The sequence below is a fragment of the Pseudomonas sp. GW822-FHT02D10 genome (genome assembly GCF_058802345.1).
Window position 1 is genome coordinate 91,119 of sequence record NZ_JBXAOB010000005.1, and the last position, 15,989, is coordinate 107,107.

At 58.5% G+C, this 15,989-nt stretch carries 16 protein-coding genes and 1 tRNA gene; 11 read left to right on the plus strand and 6 right to left on the minus strand.

All coding sequences use genetic code 11. The annotated features are described in order from the left end of the window. Positions 1-112: 112 nt before the first annotated feature. Together AC1RPZ_RS10195 and AC1RPZ_RS10200 are read right to left on the minus strand one after the other, a co-directional pair. A complete protein-coding gene (locus AC1RPZ_RS10195; protein WP_054596819.1) occupies positions 113-394 on the minus strand; it encodes a peptidylprolyl isomerase in 282 nt (93 codons plus the stop codon). Positions 395-508: 114 nt separating this feature from the next. Continuing rightward, positions 509-1,390, minus strand: coding sequence for a lipase family alpha/beta hydrolase (locus tag AC1RPZ_RS10200; RefSeq protein WP_493136915.1), 882 nt, complete (start codon positions 1,388-1,390; stop codon positions 509-511). Positions 1,391-1,736: 346 nt separating this feature from the next. Between AC1RPZ_RS10200 and AC1RPZ_RS10205 the strand changes: the two genes are divergently transcribed. Further along, positions 1,737-2,861 (plus strand): hypothetical protein, encoded by a 1,125-nt coding sequence (locus AC1RPZ_RS10205; protein WP_493136916.1) that lies wholly within the window; start codon positions 1,737-1,739, stop codon positions 2,859-2,861. A gap of 92 nt (positions 2,862-2,953) precedes the next feature. Here AC1RPZ_RS10205 and AC1RPZ_RS10210 read toward each other — a convergent pair whose 3' ends face one another. Then, positions 2,954-4,045 (minus strand): 3-deoxy-7-phosphoheptulonate synthase, encoded by a 1,092-nt coding sequence (locus AC1RPZ_RS10210; protein ID WP_493136917.1) that lies wholly within the window; start codon positions 4,043-4,045, stop codon positions 2,954-2,956. Positions 4,046-4,670: 625 nt separating this feature from the next. On the opposite strand from AC1RPZ_RS10210, the gene AC1RPZ_RS10215 reads away from it, so the two are divergent. From AC1RPZ_RS10215 to AC1RPZ_RS10245, 7 genes are all read left to right on the plus strand, one after another. Next, entirely contained in the window at positions 4,671-5,429 is a 759-nt protein-coding gene (locus tag AC1RPZ_RS10215) for a carbon-nitrogen hydrolase family protein (protein WP_493136918.1), read from the plus strand. A 9-nt stretch (positions 5,430-5,438) separates the two neighbouring features. Next, positions 5,439-5,873 (plus strand): GNAT family N-acetyltransferase, encoded by a 435-nt coding sequence (locus tag AC1RPZ_RS10220; protein ID WP_493136919.1) that lies wholly within the window; start codon positions 5,439-5,441, stop codon positions 5,871-5,873. Between the two features lie 135 nt (positions 5,874-6,008). Continuing rightward, on the plus strand, positions 6,009-6,650 hold the full coding sequence (gene gacA, locus AC1RPZ_RS10225) for a response regulator transcription factor GacA (protein WP_071555134.1): 642 nt from the start codon (positions 6,009-6,011) through the stop codon (positions 6,648-6,650). A gap of 2 nt (positions 6,651-6,652) precedes the next feature. Further along, positions 6,653-8,476, plus strand: a complete 1,824-nt coding sequence (gene uvrC, locus AC1RPZ_RS10230) for an excinuclease ABC subunit UvrC (protein ID WP_493136920.1) — start codon at positions 6,653-6,655, stop codon at positions 8,474-8,476. A gap of 33 nt (positions 8,477-8,509) precedes the next feature. Continuing rightward, positions 8,510-9,070, plus strand: coding sequence for a CDP-diacylglycerol--glycerol-3-phosphate 3-phosphatidyltransferase (gene pgsA / locus AC1RPZ_RS10235; protein WP_059405901.1), 561 nt, complete (start codon positions 8,510-8,512; stop codon positions 9,068-9,070). A gap of 63 nt (positions 9,071-9,133) precedes the next feature. Then, a tRNA-Gly gene (locus tag AC1RPZ_RS10240) sits at positions 9,134-9,209 on the plus strand. Between the two features lie 225 nt (positions 9,210-9,434). After that, positions 9,435-9,734, plus strand: a complete 300-nt coding sequence (locus AC1RPZ_RS10245; RefSeq protein WP_493136921.1) for an Arm DNA-binding domain-containing protein — start codon at positions 9,435-9,437, stop codon at positions 9,732-9,734. A 290-nt stretch (positions 9,735-10,024) separates the two neighbouring features. Here AC1RPZ_RS10245 and AC1RPZ_RS10250 read toward each other — a convergent pair whose 3' ends face one another. Genes AC1RPZ_RS10250 through AC1RPZ_RS10260 form a run of 3 tightly spaced genes read right to left on the minus strand, consistent with a single transcriptional unit; the run spans position 10,025 to position 13,071 of the window. Further along, positions 10,025-10,375, minus strand: coding sequence for a RidA family protein (locus AC1RPZ_RS10250; protein WP_493136922.1), 351 nt, complete (start codon positions 10,373-10,375; stop codon positions 10,025-10,027). A gap of 28 nt (positions 10,376-10,403) precedes the next feature. Then, positions 10,404-11,648 (minus strand): NAD(P)/FAD-dependent oxidoreductase, encoded by a 1,245-nt coding sequence (locus tag AC1RPZ_RS10255; protein WP_493136923.1) that lies wholly within the window; start codon positions 11,646-11,648, stop codon positions 10,404-10,406. Positions 11,649-11,652: 4 nt separating this feature from the next. Then, entirely contained in the window at positions 11,653-13,071 is a 1,419-nt protein-coding gene (locus AC1RPZ_RS10260; protein WP_493136924.1) for an aminotransferase-like domain-containing protein, read from the minus strand. Positions 13,072-13,514: 443 nt separating this feature from the next. On the opposite strand from AC1RPZ_RS10260, the gene AC1RPZ_RS10265 reads away from it, so the two are divergent. The 3 genes from AC1RPZ_RS10265 to AC1RPZ_RS10275 are packed head-to-tail and all read left to right on the plus strand — an operon-like array spanning position 13,515 to position 15,989. Further along, the gene (locus tag AC1RPZ_RS10265) at positions 13,515-14,480 is read left to right on the plus strand and encodes an ABC transporter substrate-binding protein (RefSeq protein ID WP_493136925.1); all 966 of its coding nucleotides are present in this window, start codon (positions 13,515-13,517) and stop codon (positions 14,478-14,480) included. 48 nt (positions 14,481-14,528) lie between these two features. Then, positions 14,529-15,305, plus strand: a complete 777-nt coding sequence (locus AC1RPZ_RS10270; protein ID WP_493136926.1) for an amino acid ABC transporter ATP-binding protein — start codon at positions 14,529-14,531, stop codon at positions 15,303-15,305. A 3-nt stretch (positions 15,306-15,308) separates the two neighbouring features. Continuing rightward, on the plus strand, positions 15,309-15,989 hold the full coding sequence (locus AC1RPZ_RS10275) for an amino acid ABC transporter permease (RefSeq protein ID WP_493136927.1): 681 nt from the start codon (positions 15,309-15,311) through the stop codon (positions 15,987-15,989).

Sequence of the window (15,989 nt, forward strand, 5' to 3'; positions counted from 1 at the left end):
GATAATCACGATTTGTACGCTAGCGGCGCGTGACTCGCCAGCCATAATCATTCGATACAAACGCAACGGCCCACCAGAAGGCGGGCCGTTGTTTGAGCAAATCGCGGTTTGATCAGTCCTGGCGGCTGGTCACTTCCAGCAGGTGGTAACCGAACTGGGTTTTAACTGGGCCTTGCACGGTGTTGACCGGTGCGCTGAAGACCACGGTGTCGAATTCCTTGACCATCTGGCCTGGACCGAACGAACCGAGGTTGCCGCCGTCACGGCTGGACGGGCAGGTGGAGTTGGCTTTGGCGATTTCAGCGAAATCAGCGCCGCCTTCGATTTGGGCTTTCAGTTCGTTGCACTTGGCTTCGGTGGCAACCAGGATGTGGCGGGCAGTGGCTTTAGCCATGGGAAAACTCTCCATTCAATGTTCAATAAAGTGCTGAGCCTACCGGATTCAGTAGTCTATTTCTCGTCAATTCGCCTCATCTTGCCGTCGGTCGAAAAAAATCTGATCGGCAGGTTAAAGACCAACGCTTTTCAAGCGTTCGGCATGCTGCAGATACAACTCGACGGGGTCGATGCCTTTACGTGTCAGGCCTGCCGGTTGATTGATCGCGTCCAGGTGGTCCATCGGGTAGTCAGAACGCAGGACGGTGCCCAGGTGCGAGCTGAAGCGGCCGACCATCCCGTCGTTTTGCTCAGTCTCGTGAGTGAAAAACCTGGAAAACCCTCGACAAAAGCTGTGCAGTGGATCGAACGCATGCAGCCCTTCATCCAGCAAATTGCCCTGCAACGTGCCACTCCAGGAGTAATAACGAACGCCATTGATCTGCTCTTCGCCGTTGCCACCCCAGGTCTTCGGCAGGCCTTGAGGGTATTTGGCATTGAACGCACCAACGCCTTCAGTCGTTAAAGCGCTGAGCGCGGCAACGGCATTCTGCGGGATTTTCGGGCTGCCACTGATGAACGCCAGGAACTCGACGAACAGTGTCGAGACCGCCGCCGCGACGTGTTCTGGCAGGTGGCCGGGGGTCAACGCCTTGCGCAAGCAGTCGGCCAGTTCGGAGCCATGGTTCGGCCCGCTGACGGAGGTTACTGAAGCGACATTCCGGGGCGCTATCGCTGCGGCATAACGTGCGGCCAGTGCGCCTTGGCTATGGCCGATCAGATTGACCTTGCTCGCGCCGGTGCCTGCCAGCACCCGGTCGATTTGCGCCAGCAGTTGCTCTCCACGGACCTCATTGCAGTGAGTGGCCGAGAGATAGGGTATGAACACTTGAGTGCCAGCGTTCCTCAGTGCCTGCTTCACGCCATGGAAGAGTTCCAGTTTGCCGATGCTTTCGAATCCGAAAAGACCGTGGACCAGCAGGACAGGGTGTTGCGTGGTTGCATTCCGTTGCATGTGCGTACCTGTATTCCGTAAGTTCGAGTGGGGTGTTCACGTCCTCACTCTAATGCAGGCTCACAAGCGAGCGCTGTGCGAAAAAGCCGCTATAAACTGTTGAAGACGGAATAAAAATAGCGAGAAAAATCAGATATTTACTAGGTATTACTCGGAACATTTCGACATCTTTTTGCACGGAATGCAGCTCAATCCCAGTGTATGTCCTACCCGAGACAGGTCATTGGTCTCTTTGCTATTGGACGGTGGGCTGACATCAACAGGCTGGCATTTAGGCTCCAATAGACGCATTCAACGTTGCATCCAAAATATCGGGCAGCGTTTTTCCAAGGACAGGAGAGGGCAAATGGGTACTGATGCAGTATGTGGCGATAGCGTTTCTAAAAAGGCTGTACCGGTGTGCACCAAGAGGCAGCACGTTAATGCGGGCCAGCTTGCTGAACCGATTTTGATAGCGCACGAGGGGGAGGGGGCACTGTTCCTTCAGCAGACTGTTCTCGACCCAGCCCAAAACCGTGCGGTGCTCAACGTCGGACCCTACCCGGGCATGGCTTGCGGAGACAAGTTGGTGCTGTCGTGGAGTGGCATCGATGCCGATGGCGCCGCTTATTTGTACAAAACACAGCGTTTTGTCAGCAACGCTCAGGTTGGCAAGGAAATTGTCTTCGTTGTTCGAGAACCGCATATTGCTGCGCTCGATGGCGGCTCACTTGAGGTGTATTACACCTTAAGCAATGCCGAGCTGAGTGGTCCCGTTGAATCCCGGCGACTGCAATTGGAGGTGGGAGATGTCAGGCAGGAGTTGCTTGCGGCTCGGGTGGATGACGCCATAGGTGGCTGGCTTGCTCCCGGGAGGGTAGCTGAAGGGACGAAAGTCAGCATTCGCCCCTACGCCAGAATGGCGGTGGGCGACACAGTGTTTTTGTCGTGGGTAGGCAACATACCGGGTCATGGTTTCAGTGATTCGTTGAGAATTGAACAATTTGCCGTCGGGAGCGATATCTCGTTCTGGATCGATCCGCACTACATCACGCCGAATCTCGGCTCAGTCGTCACGTTCAGTTACGTTGTCGAGCATCCTGGCCAGGCAATACGTTACTCGGAGCAAGCACAGGTAATGATTGGCGTCCGTGAGCTGCTACCGCTCGCGATACCCGATGTGCTGGAGGCTGATAAAGGGGCGCTTGATGTGCGAGATGCACTTGATGGCGTCACTGTCGTGATCGATGGATCAGGTGTTGAACAAGGGGAGCTGGTTTACCTGAAATGCGACGGCACTTACTTCAGCCATCGAGACAGCATCGAGGTCTCGGACGATTCAGCGATAGTCTTCATCGTGCCTTACCGCTTTTGGAGAGAACATCAAGACTCTACTGTTCGGGTGAGCTATAGCGTCGAGCGCCTGGACGACACGAGTCAGGTATCCGGGGTGCTGGAGATGTATGTGCGCTCAGGTGGCCTGCCGCTGTAGTCAAGGACGCGAACCGTGCCGCCGCTCCCTATATTCATAGGGAGCGGCAGTGCTGGGCGTTGGGGGGGCGAACGCTCGTGTCGCGGGGGCGTTCAGACGTTCACTTTGGCTTCGTGGCCAGGCATGCGCAGCTTCAGACTGGCGTTGCGCAACAACTGCTCGGTCGCCTCCCAGCCCAGGCAGCCGTCAGTCACCGAAACTCCATAGCGCAGCGACGTGCTCAACGGTTGGCAGCCCTCGAACAGATGGCTTTCAAGCATTATGCCGATCAGCGAGCGGTTGCCGTTCAGGCGTTGCTCAAGCACTTCGTTGAACACGGCCGGCTGGCGTAACGGGTCTTTACCACTGTTGGCGTGGCTGCAATCGACCATGATCCGCGACGCAATCTTCAGTTTCTGCAAGTCGCTCTGTATTTGAGCAACGCTCTGAACATCAAAATTTGGCCCGCGATGGCCTCCGCGCAGTACCAGATGTGTATCCGGGTTGCCCTGAGTCTGAATGATTGCCGGGTGCCCCAGGCTGTCGACACCGAAGTGCCGATGCGGATGCGCTGCCGAGCGCATGGCGTCAGTGGCTACGCCGACGCCGCCATCGGTGCCATTCTTGAAGCCGACCGGCATGCTCAGGCCGCTGGCCATCTCACGGTGAATCTGTGATTCGGTGGTGCGCGCGCCAATGGCTACCCAGCTCAGCAGGTCATCGAAGTAGTTGGCGGCCATGGGTTGCAGCAGCTCGGTGGCAATCGGCAAACCAAGGCGCAGCATTTCACGCATCAATTCTCGGGAGAGGGTCAAGCCGCCGACCATGTCGTCGCTGCCATCCAGATGCGGGTCGTAGGCCAGGCCTTTCCAGCCCACCGTGGTGCGAGGCTTTTCGATGTAGGTGCGCATCACCACGAGCATTTCATCGCTGACGTCGTCTGCAAGGCGGGCGAGCTTGCCTGCGTATTCGAGGGCGGATTGCGGATCGTGAATCGAGCAAGGGCCGACGACGACCAACAGACGGGAGTCTTCACCGTTGAGAATTGCGCGGACCGCTTCACGGTGGGCAGCGACCTGTTGGGTCAGCGTGTGGGTGAGCGGCAATTGGTGCTTGAGTTGCAATGAGCTGGGCAGACGCTGGGTCAGCGCTTCATTGGCAGGGCTCAGGGTGGACAGCGGCAGAGCAGAGATGGACGAGTTCATATTCGGGCTTCCTGGGCTGGCGGCGGGTTCGCTCCCGCGCGCTCGGCCCTACTGGGGTGTTCGACAATTGGCCGGGTTGGCTTCGAGTGTGTGCATGCCACCTGTGGGTGACCGATCGGAGGCGGCAGGCTGTCCCGAGCGGAGGCTGGTAAATCGCCAGGCGGAAAAACTGTCGTAACGGTAATAAGTGGCGTAGTTCATGTCGTGATTCCCTGAAGTCAGTGATGTCGCTAAAAATGTTTGGGGCTGAAAAAACAAAACCCCCGGTCGGGAGGCCGACCGGGGGTTGAGAATTCTCTGGTAGGCGACCCCTTGAGTAGTGGGCGCCGTGTGGGTATCAGGCGCGCCAGTGGCTAAACCAATACCCAAAATAAAAGTTTATCGGTGCGCAAACGTCATTCACCCGTGCAGCCGCAACCGAGCGCGGGGCGCTGGCGATACGAAGCTGTGAAGGGGAATGCAACATGGTCTGTCTCCGATGAATGCGCCGAGCTTACTAGAGGCCGGTGCGTAGATTCAATCAGAAAATGTTATCGGTTCGCTGGCCAATTTCTATGGCTAAGCGCTGCGTAGCTTTGTGACACACTTCGGGATTGCTTGCGGGCACTCATCAAGGACAACGCAGATGACGACACTGACTATCGCCGCCGCTCAATCGATCTCGATTGCCGGGGACCTTCACGCCAATATTGCGCGGCATCAACGCTTCATCCAGGTCGCAGCCGAGCAGGGTGTGCAACTGTTGGTGTTCCCCGAGTTGTCACTCACAGGTTATGAGCGCGGGTTGGCGGCGGAACTGGCAATCGCACCGGATGCGGCTGTTTTGCAGCCACTGCGGGATCTGGCTCGGGAGTTGGGAGTGACCACTGTAGTCGGCATGCCGATTCGTCTGTCGGCCGATGCGCCGGTATTGATTGGCGCGCTGGTACTGGCTGCCGATGGTTCGCTGGGGGTCTACAGCAAGCAGCATCTGCATTCTGGCGAGGAGGTAGCGTTTGCGCCGGGTTCGGGCGGTTCGCTGCTGACGATGGGCGACGATACGATCGCCCTGGCTGTGTGCGCGGATTTTTCACACGCCAGTCATGCCGCTGAAGCTGCAAACAAAGGTGCGAACATCTATGCCGCTGGCGTGTTGATTACGGAAGGCGGCTATGCTGCGGATACCGCATTGCTCCAGGGGTATGCCAGCGAGCACTCGATGGGGGTGCTGATGGCCAATCATGGCGGTGCGACGGGCGGCTGGGAGTCGGCAGGGCGTAGCGCAATCTGGGCGTCGGACGGTTCGCTGATCGCGGCGGCGTCGGGAGCTGGCGATTTACTGGTGATCGCCCGCCGAAATACCAGCGAGTGGGGCGGGGAGGTTGTGCCGGTGGTGAGTGCTTGAGGAGGGCGAATGGATTTTGAGCTGCGGCTGGCTTCGCCGGAACATTTGCCATTTGCGCGAGCGTTGACGTGCCAAACCATGCTTGGTTATTACATTCGGTACGATTTGCCGTGGATCGACGAAGCCTTTGATGTTGCCTGGGCGGGGCGGGAAAACTGGCTGATTTACCAAAATGCATCGGTGCTGGGTTTTACCAGCCTGAGCCGTGACTCGAAGGCCCTGTACATCCGCGAGCTGCATGTGGTCGAGGCCTTTCGCGGTCAGGGTGCCGGCGCCTGGACCATTGAACAGGTGTTTGCGAAGGCCTGTGCAGAGCATCGTCCTGCGCTGCGTCTGACGGTGTTCAAGGACAACCCGGCGCAAGCGCTTTATCAGCGGATGGGCTTGCAGATTGTCGGGCAGGACGACTGTTTCCTGAGGATGGAGCGCAAATGTCCCCGCTGAAACGTCTGTAAAGCGTGTAGCTCAAGTCTTTCAAGACGAATTGAAACTTTTTATATAGCGCTTGCTGCTAGGTCTGCCGGATGCTTTTTGCTAAGGTGTTCGGCAACCAATAAGACTATATCGCGAGGTGTCTGCTTGATTAGGGTGCTAGTAGTCGATGACCATGATCTCGTTCGTACAGGTATTACACGAATGCTGGCTGACATCGATGGCCTGCAAGTAGTCGGCCAGGCTGAGTCGGGGGAGGAATCCCTGCTTAAAGCGCGTGAGTTGAAACCGGATGTGGTGCTGATGGACGTCAAGATGCCGGGGATCGGCGGTCTTGAAGCCACGCGCAAATTGTTGCGCAGCCATCCGGACATCAAAGTCGTCGCGGTCACCGTGTGCGAAGAAGACCCGTTTCCTACCCGGCTGTTGCAGGCAGGCGCTGCGGGCTATCTGACCAAGGGCGCCGGGCTCAATGAAATGGTGCAGGCGATTCGCCTGGTATTTGCCGGGCAACGTTACATCAGCCCGCAAATTGCTCAGCAATTGGCGATCAAATCGTTCCAGCCAAGCAATGATTCGCCCTTCGACGCACTGTCAGAACGGGAGATCCAGATCGCCCTGATGATTGTCGGCTGCCAGAAGGTCCAGATCATTTCCGACAAGCTATGCCTGTCGCCAAAAACCGTGAACACCTACCGTTACCGCATTTTCGAGAAGCTTTCGATCAGCAGCGATGTAGAGTTGACGCTGTTGGCGGTTCGTCACGGCATGGTCGATGCCAGCCTCTGACAATGACCGACCCGTTTGATCCAAGCGCCTTTCTTTCGACCTGCAGTGGGCGCCCCGGTGTGTATCGCATGTTCGACAGCGGTGCGCGCCTGCTGTATGTGGGCAAAGCCAAGAACCTGAAAAAGCGTCTGGCAAGTTATTTCCGCAAGACCGGCTTGGCCCCCAAAACGGCTGCGCTGGTGGGGCATATTGCCCAAATCGAAACCACTATCACCGCCAACGAAACCGAAGCGTTGCTGCTTGAGCAGACGCTGATCAAAGAGTGGCGGCCGCCCTACAACATCCTCCTGCGAGACGATAAGTCCTATCCGTATGTGTTTCTTTCGGAGGGTGATTTCCCACGCCTGAGCATCCATCGCGGCGCGAAAAAGCTGAAGGGCAAATACTTCGGTCCTTATCCTAGCGCGGGCGCGATCCGTGAAAGTCTGAGCCTGCTGCAAAAAACCTTTTTTGTTCGTCAGTGCGAAGACAGTTACTACAAAAACCGCACGCGGCCCTGCTTGCAGTACCAGATCAAACGTTGCAAGGCACCCTGCGTCGGCCTGGTCGAGCCGCAGGTGTACGCCGAGGATGTGCGTCACTCGGTGATGTTCCTCGAAGGTCGCAGTAATGCGCTGACAGACGAGTTGTCCGCGGGCATGGAGCAGGCGGCGAGCACCCTCGATTTCGAGCGGGCGGCCGAGCTGCGGGATCAGATTTCCCTGCTGCGCCGGGTGCAGGATCAACAGAGCATGGAAGGTGGAACGGGGGATGTCGATGTCATTGCGGCGTTCATCAATCCGGGCGGTGCCTGTGTTCATTTGATCAGTGTGCGCGGTGGGCGAGTGCTGGGCAGCAAGAACTTTTTCCCGCAGGTGGGTATTGAAGAGGATGTTGCCGAGGTCATGGCGGCGTTTCTTGGCCAGTACTTCATCAGCAGTCCCGAGCGCGACTTGCCGAGCGAATTGATCGTCAATGTGGTCCACGAAGACTTCCCGACCCTGATTGCGGCCATCGAAGAGCTGCGTGGTCGCGAGTTGACCATCAGTCATCGGGTTCGCGGCACGCGAGCACGCTGGCAGCAACTGGCTGTGACCAACGCCGAGCAGGCGCTTGGGGCGCGGCTGGCCAATCGTCAGCACGTTGCCGCACGGTTTGAAGCCTTGGCGCAAGTGCTTGACCTGGATGAGCCACCGCAACGGTTGGAGTGCTACGACATCAGCCACTCAAGCGGCGAAGCGACTGTAGCGTCCTGTGTGGTGTTTGGCCCCGAAGGGCCGCTGAAGTCCGACTACCGCCGCTACAATATCGAAGGTGTCACGCCGGGCGATGACTACGCGGCGATGCATCAGGCACTGACTCGACGCTTCAGCAAGCTGAAGGACGGCGAGGGTAAGTTGCCGGATATATTGTTGGTGGACGGCGGCAAGGGGCAGCTGTCCATGGCGCGTGATGTGCTCAACGAATTGGCCGTGCCCGACCTGATTCTTCTAGGTGTGGCCAAAGGCGCGACGCGCAAGGCCGGGTTTGAAACGCTCTATCTCAATGACGCCACCCATGAGTTCACCTTGCGCGGGGATTCTCCGGCGCTGCATTTGATTCAGCAGATCCGCGATGAGGCCCACCGATTTGCCATTACCGGTCACCGCGCGCGGCGTGGAAAAACCCGCCGTACTTCAACGCTCGAAGGCGTTGCCGGGGTAGGGCCGACACGGCGGCGCGATCTGTTGAAACATTTTGGTGGATTGCAGGAGCTGTCTCGTGCCAGCATCGAAGAGATCGCCAAAGCACCGGGGATCAGTAAAAAGCTCGCTGAGTTGATTTATGCAAACCTGCACAGCGAGTAGAATGCCCAACTCACCTCGTAGCCAGTTGTGCCGATGAATATCCCTAATCTGATCACCGTTCTACGCGTTCTGCTTATCCCGATCTTCATTTTGCTGTTTTACCTGCCGTACCAATGGAGCTACCTGGCGTCCGCCTCGGTCTTCGCGTTCGCTGCGGCTACGGACTGGCTGGATGGCTATTTGGCCCGCCGCCTGGAACAAAGCACACCGTTCGGGGCGTTTCTCGATCCGGTAGCCGACAAACTGATGGTCGCAGTGGCGCTGGTGCTGCTGGTGCAAGAGCACGGTAACCTGTGGCTCACGCTGCCGGCTGCGGTGATCATCGGTCGCGAAATCGTCGTCTCTGCACTCAGAGAGTGGATGGCCGAACTGGGGGCGCGTGCGCATGTTGCCGTATCGAACCTGGGCAAATGGAAAACCGCCGCGCAGATGCTGGCGCTGGTGATCCTGCTGGCCAATCCGTCGGACTTCAGCTTTTGGGTCCTGGTGGGTTATGCCTTGCTGATGGTCTCCGCAGGTCTGACGTTGTGGTCCATGGTGCAGTATCTGCGCGCTGCCTGGCCGCATCTGAAAACCGATGTGGAAAAAAAATAAAACTTTTTTGAATCAAGGGGTTGACGGGACTTCTAAATTCTATAGAATGCGCCACACCAAGACGCGGGAATAGCTCAGTTGGTAGAGCACGACCTTGCCAAGGTCGGGGTCGCGAGTTCGAGTCTCGTTTCCCGCTCCAATTATTGTTCTACAGGTTTCTATTGAAGTCTGCAGAAACTGAAAAAAGAGGCTTCGGCCTCTTTTTTCGTTCCAGTAAGTTCCACTCGAAAACATTACCATCCACGTTTTCTTAGTACATTTTTTAGTACATTAATCCGGCGCTTGGTAGATCACTTTCTCGTGGGACTCGCCTCTCTGGAAACCGTACAAATCTCCTCTATTCAAACGAGACGGAGATTGTACGATGGCTCTCACCGATACTGCAGTCCGGCACGCCAAACCCCGTGCCAAGGACTACACCCTCCCTGACTACAACGGCCTCGCTCTTTTCGTGAATACGAAAGGCGCCAAGTGCTGGCACTTCCGCTTTTCCTGGGCGGATAAGCAACCCCGTATTTCTCTCGGTACCTATCCTGAAATTAGCTTACAAGATGCTCGCGCTCTGCGTGATGTTGCGAGGGCACTGGTCGCTAGGGGCATCGATCCGCGTGTCCATCGGCAGCTGGAGCGTAATGCTAGGCGCCTGGCCTCGGAAAACGCCTAAGAAGCGGTTGTTCAGCATTGAAAGTGGCACGCAAAGTTGAACATCGTGTTTCTGGTCGTGGGTCTCGATAGTCCGGTCGGACCCAGAACTTCCTGACGACGCTGCCCATAGCTTTCGCAACATCGGCCAGGATGAAGCCGAGATCAACTTTTGATCGCCGACCGAGGGCTCAGGCACGCCCAGTGATGCGTTGATCAACTGGTTGCTTTTTTGATTGATGCGTTCAAGCAAACTGCGCCCGCTACTTTCCTGTCAACTCGACTCCGTGTCAGGGGGAGGCCGTGCATTGATCAGTCTCTGGCTGCGCAGACAATAATCTCCACCAACAACCCCGGATCAGCCAGCTTCGCCTCGCCACAGGCGCGGGCCGGGGCATGGCCCGCCGGTACCCAGGCGTCCCACACGGCATTCATCGCCTCGAAGTCGGCCATGTCGGCCAGCCAGATGGTGGTCTGCAGCAGTTGTTCCCTGGTCGAGCCGGCTTCCGCCAACAAGGCATCCACCCGCGCAAGAGCGTCGCGGGTCTGATCGGTGACAGTGTGGTGGGATTCGCCGACTTGTCCGGCCAGATACAAGGTGTTGCCGTGGATGACGATCTGGCTCATGCGCGGGTTGGTGTGTTTGCGCTCGATGGTTTGCATCAATTGGTCCTCTGTGAAATGGCGCCGCTCAGAAGCGTTGCACTGAAAAACTGTCCAGCCATTGGGGTGCCTTGCCGGCGATGCAGTCGGTGACCAATTGGCCGGTTGCTCCGGCCAGGGTCAGGCCCAGGTGCTGATGGCCGAAAGCGTAAATTAGCCGCGGTTCGTTCGGTGACGGGCCAATAACCGGTAATGAGTCGGGCAAAGACGGTCGGAACCCGAGCCATTTGCGCGCAACCGGTTCCGTCAGGCCCATGACCCGGCGCACGTGGCGTTCCAGATAATCAAACCGCTTGGGATTGGCCGGGTCGTTGATCGAGCCGAGCTCCACCGTGCCCGCCACCCTCAGGCGGCCGGCCATGGGCGTCATGTAGAACGCGTTTTCCACCGGGCAGCAGGGGCGGTTGAGCAGAGTGTCTTGCAGATCGAATTCGATGTGATAGCCGCGCTCGGTATCCAGCGGAATGTGATCGCCGACCTGTCGCGCCAGCGCCGCCGACCAGGCGCCGCCGCACAGCACCACCCGGTCGGCGCGGTAGGTCTGGCCTTCGGCGCTGAGCAGATGCAGGCCGTCGCTGTGCCTTTGCAGGCCGGTGATCGTTGCTTGATGCAACGCTCCTTCAGCCACCAGTGGTGCTGCCAGCGCTTCGATGAAGGCGCGCGGGTCATCCATGTGGGACGACTCGGGAAACAGAATGCCGGCCACCGCTTTGCCCGCCAAGGCCGGTTCCAGTTGTTCGACATCGGTGGCGGTCAGTACCTGCTGTGAGATACCCAGAGAGCGGCGTAATTCGATGGCTGCCTGGGCGCCGGCAAAACCTTGCTCGGTGCCGTAGGCATAGAGGCAGCCGTTGTGACGCAGATGCTGATCGGCCTGTGGGCAGTCAGTCAGCAATGGCGCATAACCGCTGTAGGTGTGTTGCAGGATTTTGCTCAGGGCCAGTGTGTTGGCCTCACAGCGTGAGGCGCGACATTCATTGAGAAACCGCAACAGCCAGGGCATCAACCGTGGCAGGCGCGCCCAGTTGATGACGAAGGGCGAGTCCGGCGAAAACAGCAGCGACGGAATTGCCTTCAGCAACGATGGCTGGGCAATTGGCATCACGCCGTAGGGCGCAAGGGTGCCGGCATTACCGTAAGACGCCCCGGAGGCAATCGCGTCGCGCTCAAGCAACAACACCTGGTAACCCTGGCGGCGTAGCCAGAGTGCGGTCGCAACCCCGACAACACCTGCGCCGATAACGGCAATTTCGCAATGAACTGGCTGTGTCATGTCCTCAGATCCGGTTGTGCATGTAGAGATGACCCTGGCGCGCCAGTTGGCTGATAACCCCCAGGGCTTTGACCAGATGCTCGCGCGACAGGGCGGCGGAGATATTGATGCGCACGGCTTGCGGCGAGAGTTCTGGACGCAGGGTGAAGGCCCCGCCGGCCAGCAGCACGACACCGCGTTCCTGACACAGCCGGGCGAAACGCGAGCCAGTCCAGGGTTCCGGCAGCACCAGCCAGGCATGAGTGCCGGTAGCGCTGTGCTGGAATTCCAGGCCTTCCAGATGAGTGGCCAGCAGTGCCTGGCGGATCCGCAATTCTTCGCGTTGTTCCGAGACCAGCTGTTCGGCATGGCCATCCTCGATCAACTGGGTGGCGATCAGTGCCGTCAGGGGCGAGGTGCTCCAGCAGTCGATGCGTTGCATGGCGGCGATGTCCTGCACCAACGGCTGGGGCGCCATGACAAAGCCCATGCGTAACCCGGGTGCAATGCACTTGGAGAGGGCCGAAATATAAATTGTCCGCTCGGGCATCAGTGAGGCGAAGGAAGGCGGCGATTGATCCAGCAAGGGCCGATACACATCGTCCTCGATCACCAGCAGGTTGGTTTCGCGAATCACCGCGGCCAGCGCCTCACGGCGTTCGGCATCAAGGGTAATGGCGGTCGGGTTATGGATCGAGGGCACCAGAAACAACAGCCGTGGCTGATGTTCGGCGCAGGCCCGGCGCAAGGCTTCGGGTGACATACCGCGCGCGTCGGCGTCGACCCCGACCAGAATCAGGCCCAAGGAGCGGCACAGGGCGTTGATGCCTTGATAGGTCACGCTGTCGGCCAGCACGGTGTCACCGCTGTTGGTCAGGCTGCGCAAGGTATTGGCGATGCCATGTTGGGCGCCCTCGACGATCAGCATCTGCCCGGCTTCGGCGTGTACGCCGGTGTGGCACAACCACTGCGCCGCGGCTTCACGGGCCCAGAGCGGGCCTTCGGACGGGTGATAGTCCTTCATGTCGGTAAAGCGTGGGTCGCTGGAAAGACGCGGCAGTAGCTGTGCCAGCACCCGATTGAAGCCATCGGTGGCCGGCCGGTTGACGCTGAGGTCCACGGTGCCCGGGTCGTTGCTCGGCGCCGACTGGAACTGTGCGGCCGGATGCCGTGGCAGGGCGACTTGCGTACCGCGCCCCGGCCGGCTTTCGACCAGGCCTTTCTGCTGCAACACGGCCATGGCCTTGGTCACCGTGGTGATGTTCACCCCCAGTGCGCTGGCGAACTCACGATGCGGCGGCAGGCGCTCGCCCGGCTTGAGCTTGCCATTACGGATCGCTTCAGCCAGTGAGGCGGCCAATTGGGCATAAAGGGTTTCCGCTTTGTCACGCTGCAAGGCAGCGCTTGCTTTGAGCTCGTCCAGCAGTTGTTCGAATTGACTCATGGTGCCTTATCCCTGCTTGTCATGCTTGCGGCAAGACAATAAGCAAATTTGTATTGCTTTTTATCCGATACAAGTCCTGTTGACAAGCGAAAAAACCGTGATTAGTGTGTTAGTTGTAATGCTTGTCATGCATAACAATAAGAAAGATGGCTGTCATTCCCAGCCCAGCGGGTACGCACATGACGTTCGACATGTTCCAACCGGGCTCGTCCCGGCAACCACCGGCCGTTCAGCTCGTTCGTGGGCGGCACAGAGTATGCCGGAGCCATGGCCGCGGCGCGACTGAGCCGCGAAATGTGGCGGTTGGCGTGGTTGCCCTATGCTGTGGTGAGAGTGATTGCGGGTGTTTTGGGTGATGAGACCCAGGACGATCGAGTCATGGACGGCGCTTGAGTTGTACGGCTTGTAATGGTCAAGAATAATCATTAACCAATAGGTGATTTATGTCCGACTTCAAATTCGACACCCTGGGGTTCTCTCGGCGCGGGCTGCTCAAAGCCGCTGGCTACGGTTCACTGGCGGCATTGATGGGCAGTGCGATGGGCCCGATGTCCTCCGCCTTCGCCGCCGGGAAACCGATCAAGACCGTACGCCCCGGCTACCTGACCGCGGCCTGCCTGGGCGACATGCCCCTGGGAGCGCTGCGCGAAGGCACACCTGTCGGCACCGATCTGGAATTGCTGAAGGTTATCGCCGATCGTCTCGAACTCAAGCTCGACGTGCTGACCATGGGTTTCCCGGCGGTGGTGGAAGCCGTGAGGTCGGGTCGGGCCGACTGGTTCGGTGGCAACTTCGCCTGGAACCCGATGCGCTCGAAGATCCTGCTATTGACCGATCCGGTGTTTTACACCGGTGCCTACGTGATCATGCGCGACAGCGAGCCGTTCGAAACCTCAATCACCGTGAACGACGTGAAGGGCCGCACCATCGGCGCTATTACCGGCTATTTCACTATCCCGGACATGAAGAAAATCGAGGGCGTGAAGGAGGTCAAACTCTACGACAACACCGACTCATGCCTGCGTGACGTGCGGGCCGGGCGACTGGATTTTGCCGTGCTGGATGCCCCGACCATTGACTACATGATCCTTCAGGATCCCAGCCTCAAGCTGAAACAAATCCCCATGTCCTACGATGAGAAATTCCCCAGCCTGACCGCCAAGTTCGAGGCGATCTGGGGCGTTCATCCGCAGAATCAGGACTTGTTCGATGGTGTGAACCAAGGGCTGCGCTGGCTCAAAGCCACGGATCAGATCAAGCCGATCCTCGCCAAGTACGGCATCAAGAACCCCGACTACCTCGTGCCTCCACTCAAGGACCCGCGCATTGGCGTGGACCGAGACGAGAAGGGCAACCTCATCGGGCCGTTCGAGCACCCGCCGCGAGACTTCAGTCAGGCCTTCGCCTGAGTCGACGTCGCGATCACAGTTTGCGTCATCCACTTACGGACATTGCTCATGGCTGAATCAACTCCACTGGTGCGGATCGAGGGGCTGTACAAGTCCTTCGGCAGCCTGGACGTTCTCAAAGGCATCGACCTCAACGTACAACAGGGTCAGAAGATCTCGCTCATCGGCCCCAGCGGGTCGGGCAAGACCACCTTGCTGCGCTGCGTCAACTACCTCGAAGAGCCGACCAAAGGTGATATTTACATTGATAACGAACTGATCGGCCAGCGTCTGGTGGGCACCCGCAAAGTGCCCATGAGCGACAAGGAGCTGGCGCGGATGCGCACCGAAATCGGCATGGTGTTCCAGCGCTTCAACCTGTTTCCGCACCTCTCGGTACTGGAAAACATCATCCTCGGCCCGCTGAAGGTGCAACAACGCAGTCGCGCGGAAGCGGTGGAGCTGGCCGAGGACCTGTTGAACAAGGTGGGCATGTTCGCCAAGCGCGATGTCTATCCGGAACAGCTCTCGGGTGGGCAACAGCAGCGCATTGCCATCGCCCGGGCGCTGGCGATGCGACCCAAGCTGATGTTGTTTGACGAGGCGACTTCGGCGCTGGACCCGGAACTGGTGGGCGAAGTGCTGACCGTCATGCGCAAGTTGGCGGAGGAGGGCATGACGATGATTATCGTGACCCACGAAATGCACTTCGCCGAAAGCGTCTCCGATCAGGTGATCTTTATGGCCGACGGCAACATTGTCGAGCAGGGACCGCCCCGGCAGATTTTCCGTGAGAGCCAGATCGAACGTACCCGCTCCTTTATCCGCGCTGTACAGGAGCACTGATCGATGTTCGATTCCACTGCACTGAACAAAGCCATTGAGATGCTGCCGTACTTTTTGAATGTGCTGGGCATCGGTGCACTGACCACCGTTGGCCTGACCGCGGCCGCGTTCGTCGTGGCGGCGTTGCTAGGGTTTTGTCTGGCGTTGATGCGGCTTTCGCGCAGCCGCGTGCTGAGCTTGATCGCCAGCGTGTACCTGGAGGTGTTTCGCAACGTACCGATCCTGACCCAGCTGTTCATTCTGTACTTCGGGCTGACTTACATCGGTATCACGTTGCCGGCGATCGGTGCGGCGATCATTGGTTTTGGTCTGAACGGTGCGGCGATTCTGTCGGAAGTGTTCCGTTCGAGCATCCGCACCATCGATCGTGGACAAAGCGAAGCGGCGTTTTCCATCGGCATGACCCGCTCTCTGGCGATGCGCATCATTGTGCTGCCGCAGGCATTCAAGGTGGCGATTCCAGGAATGGCGAACTTCGCCATCGGTCTGCTCAAGGACACGTCCCTGGCGTCGGCGGCGGCGGTGCCGGAGCTGACCTTCAAGGCGCGGATGCTGGTCAGCGAAACCTACCAGACCAACTTGATCTATTTCCTGTTGGCGATCATCTACCTGGTGTTGAGCCTGGTGCTGTCCCATTGGGCAGCGCGGACCGAACGGCGACTCAAAGTCGTCAAGGAGAATTGA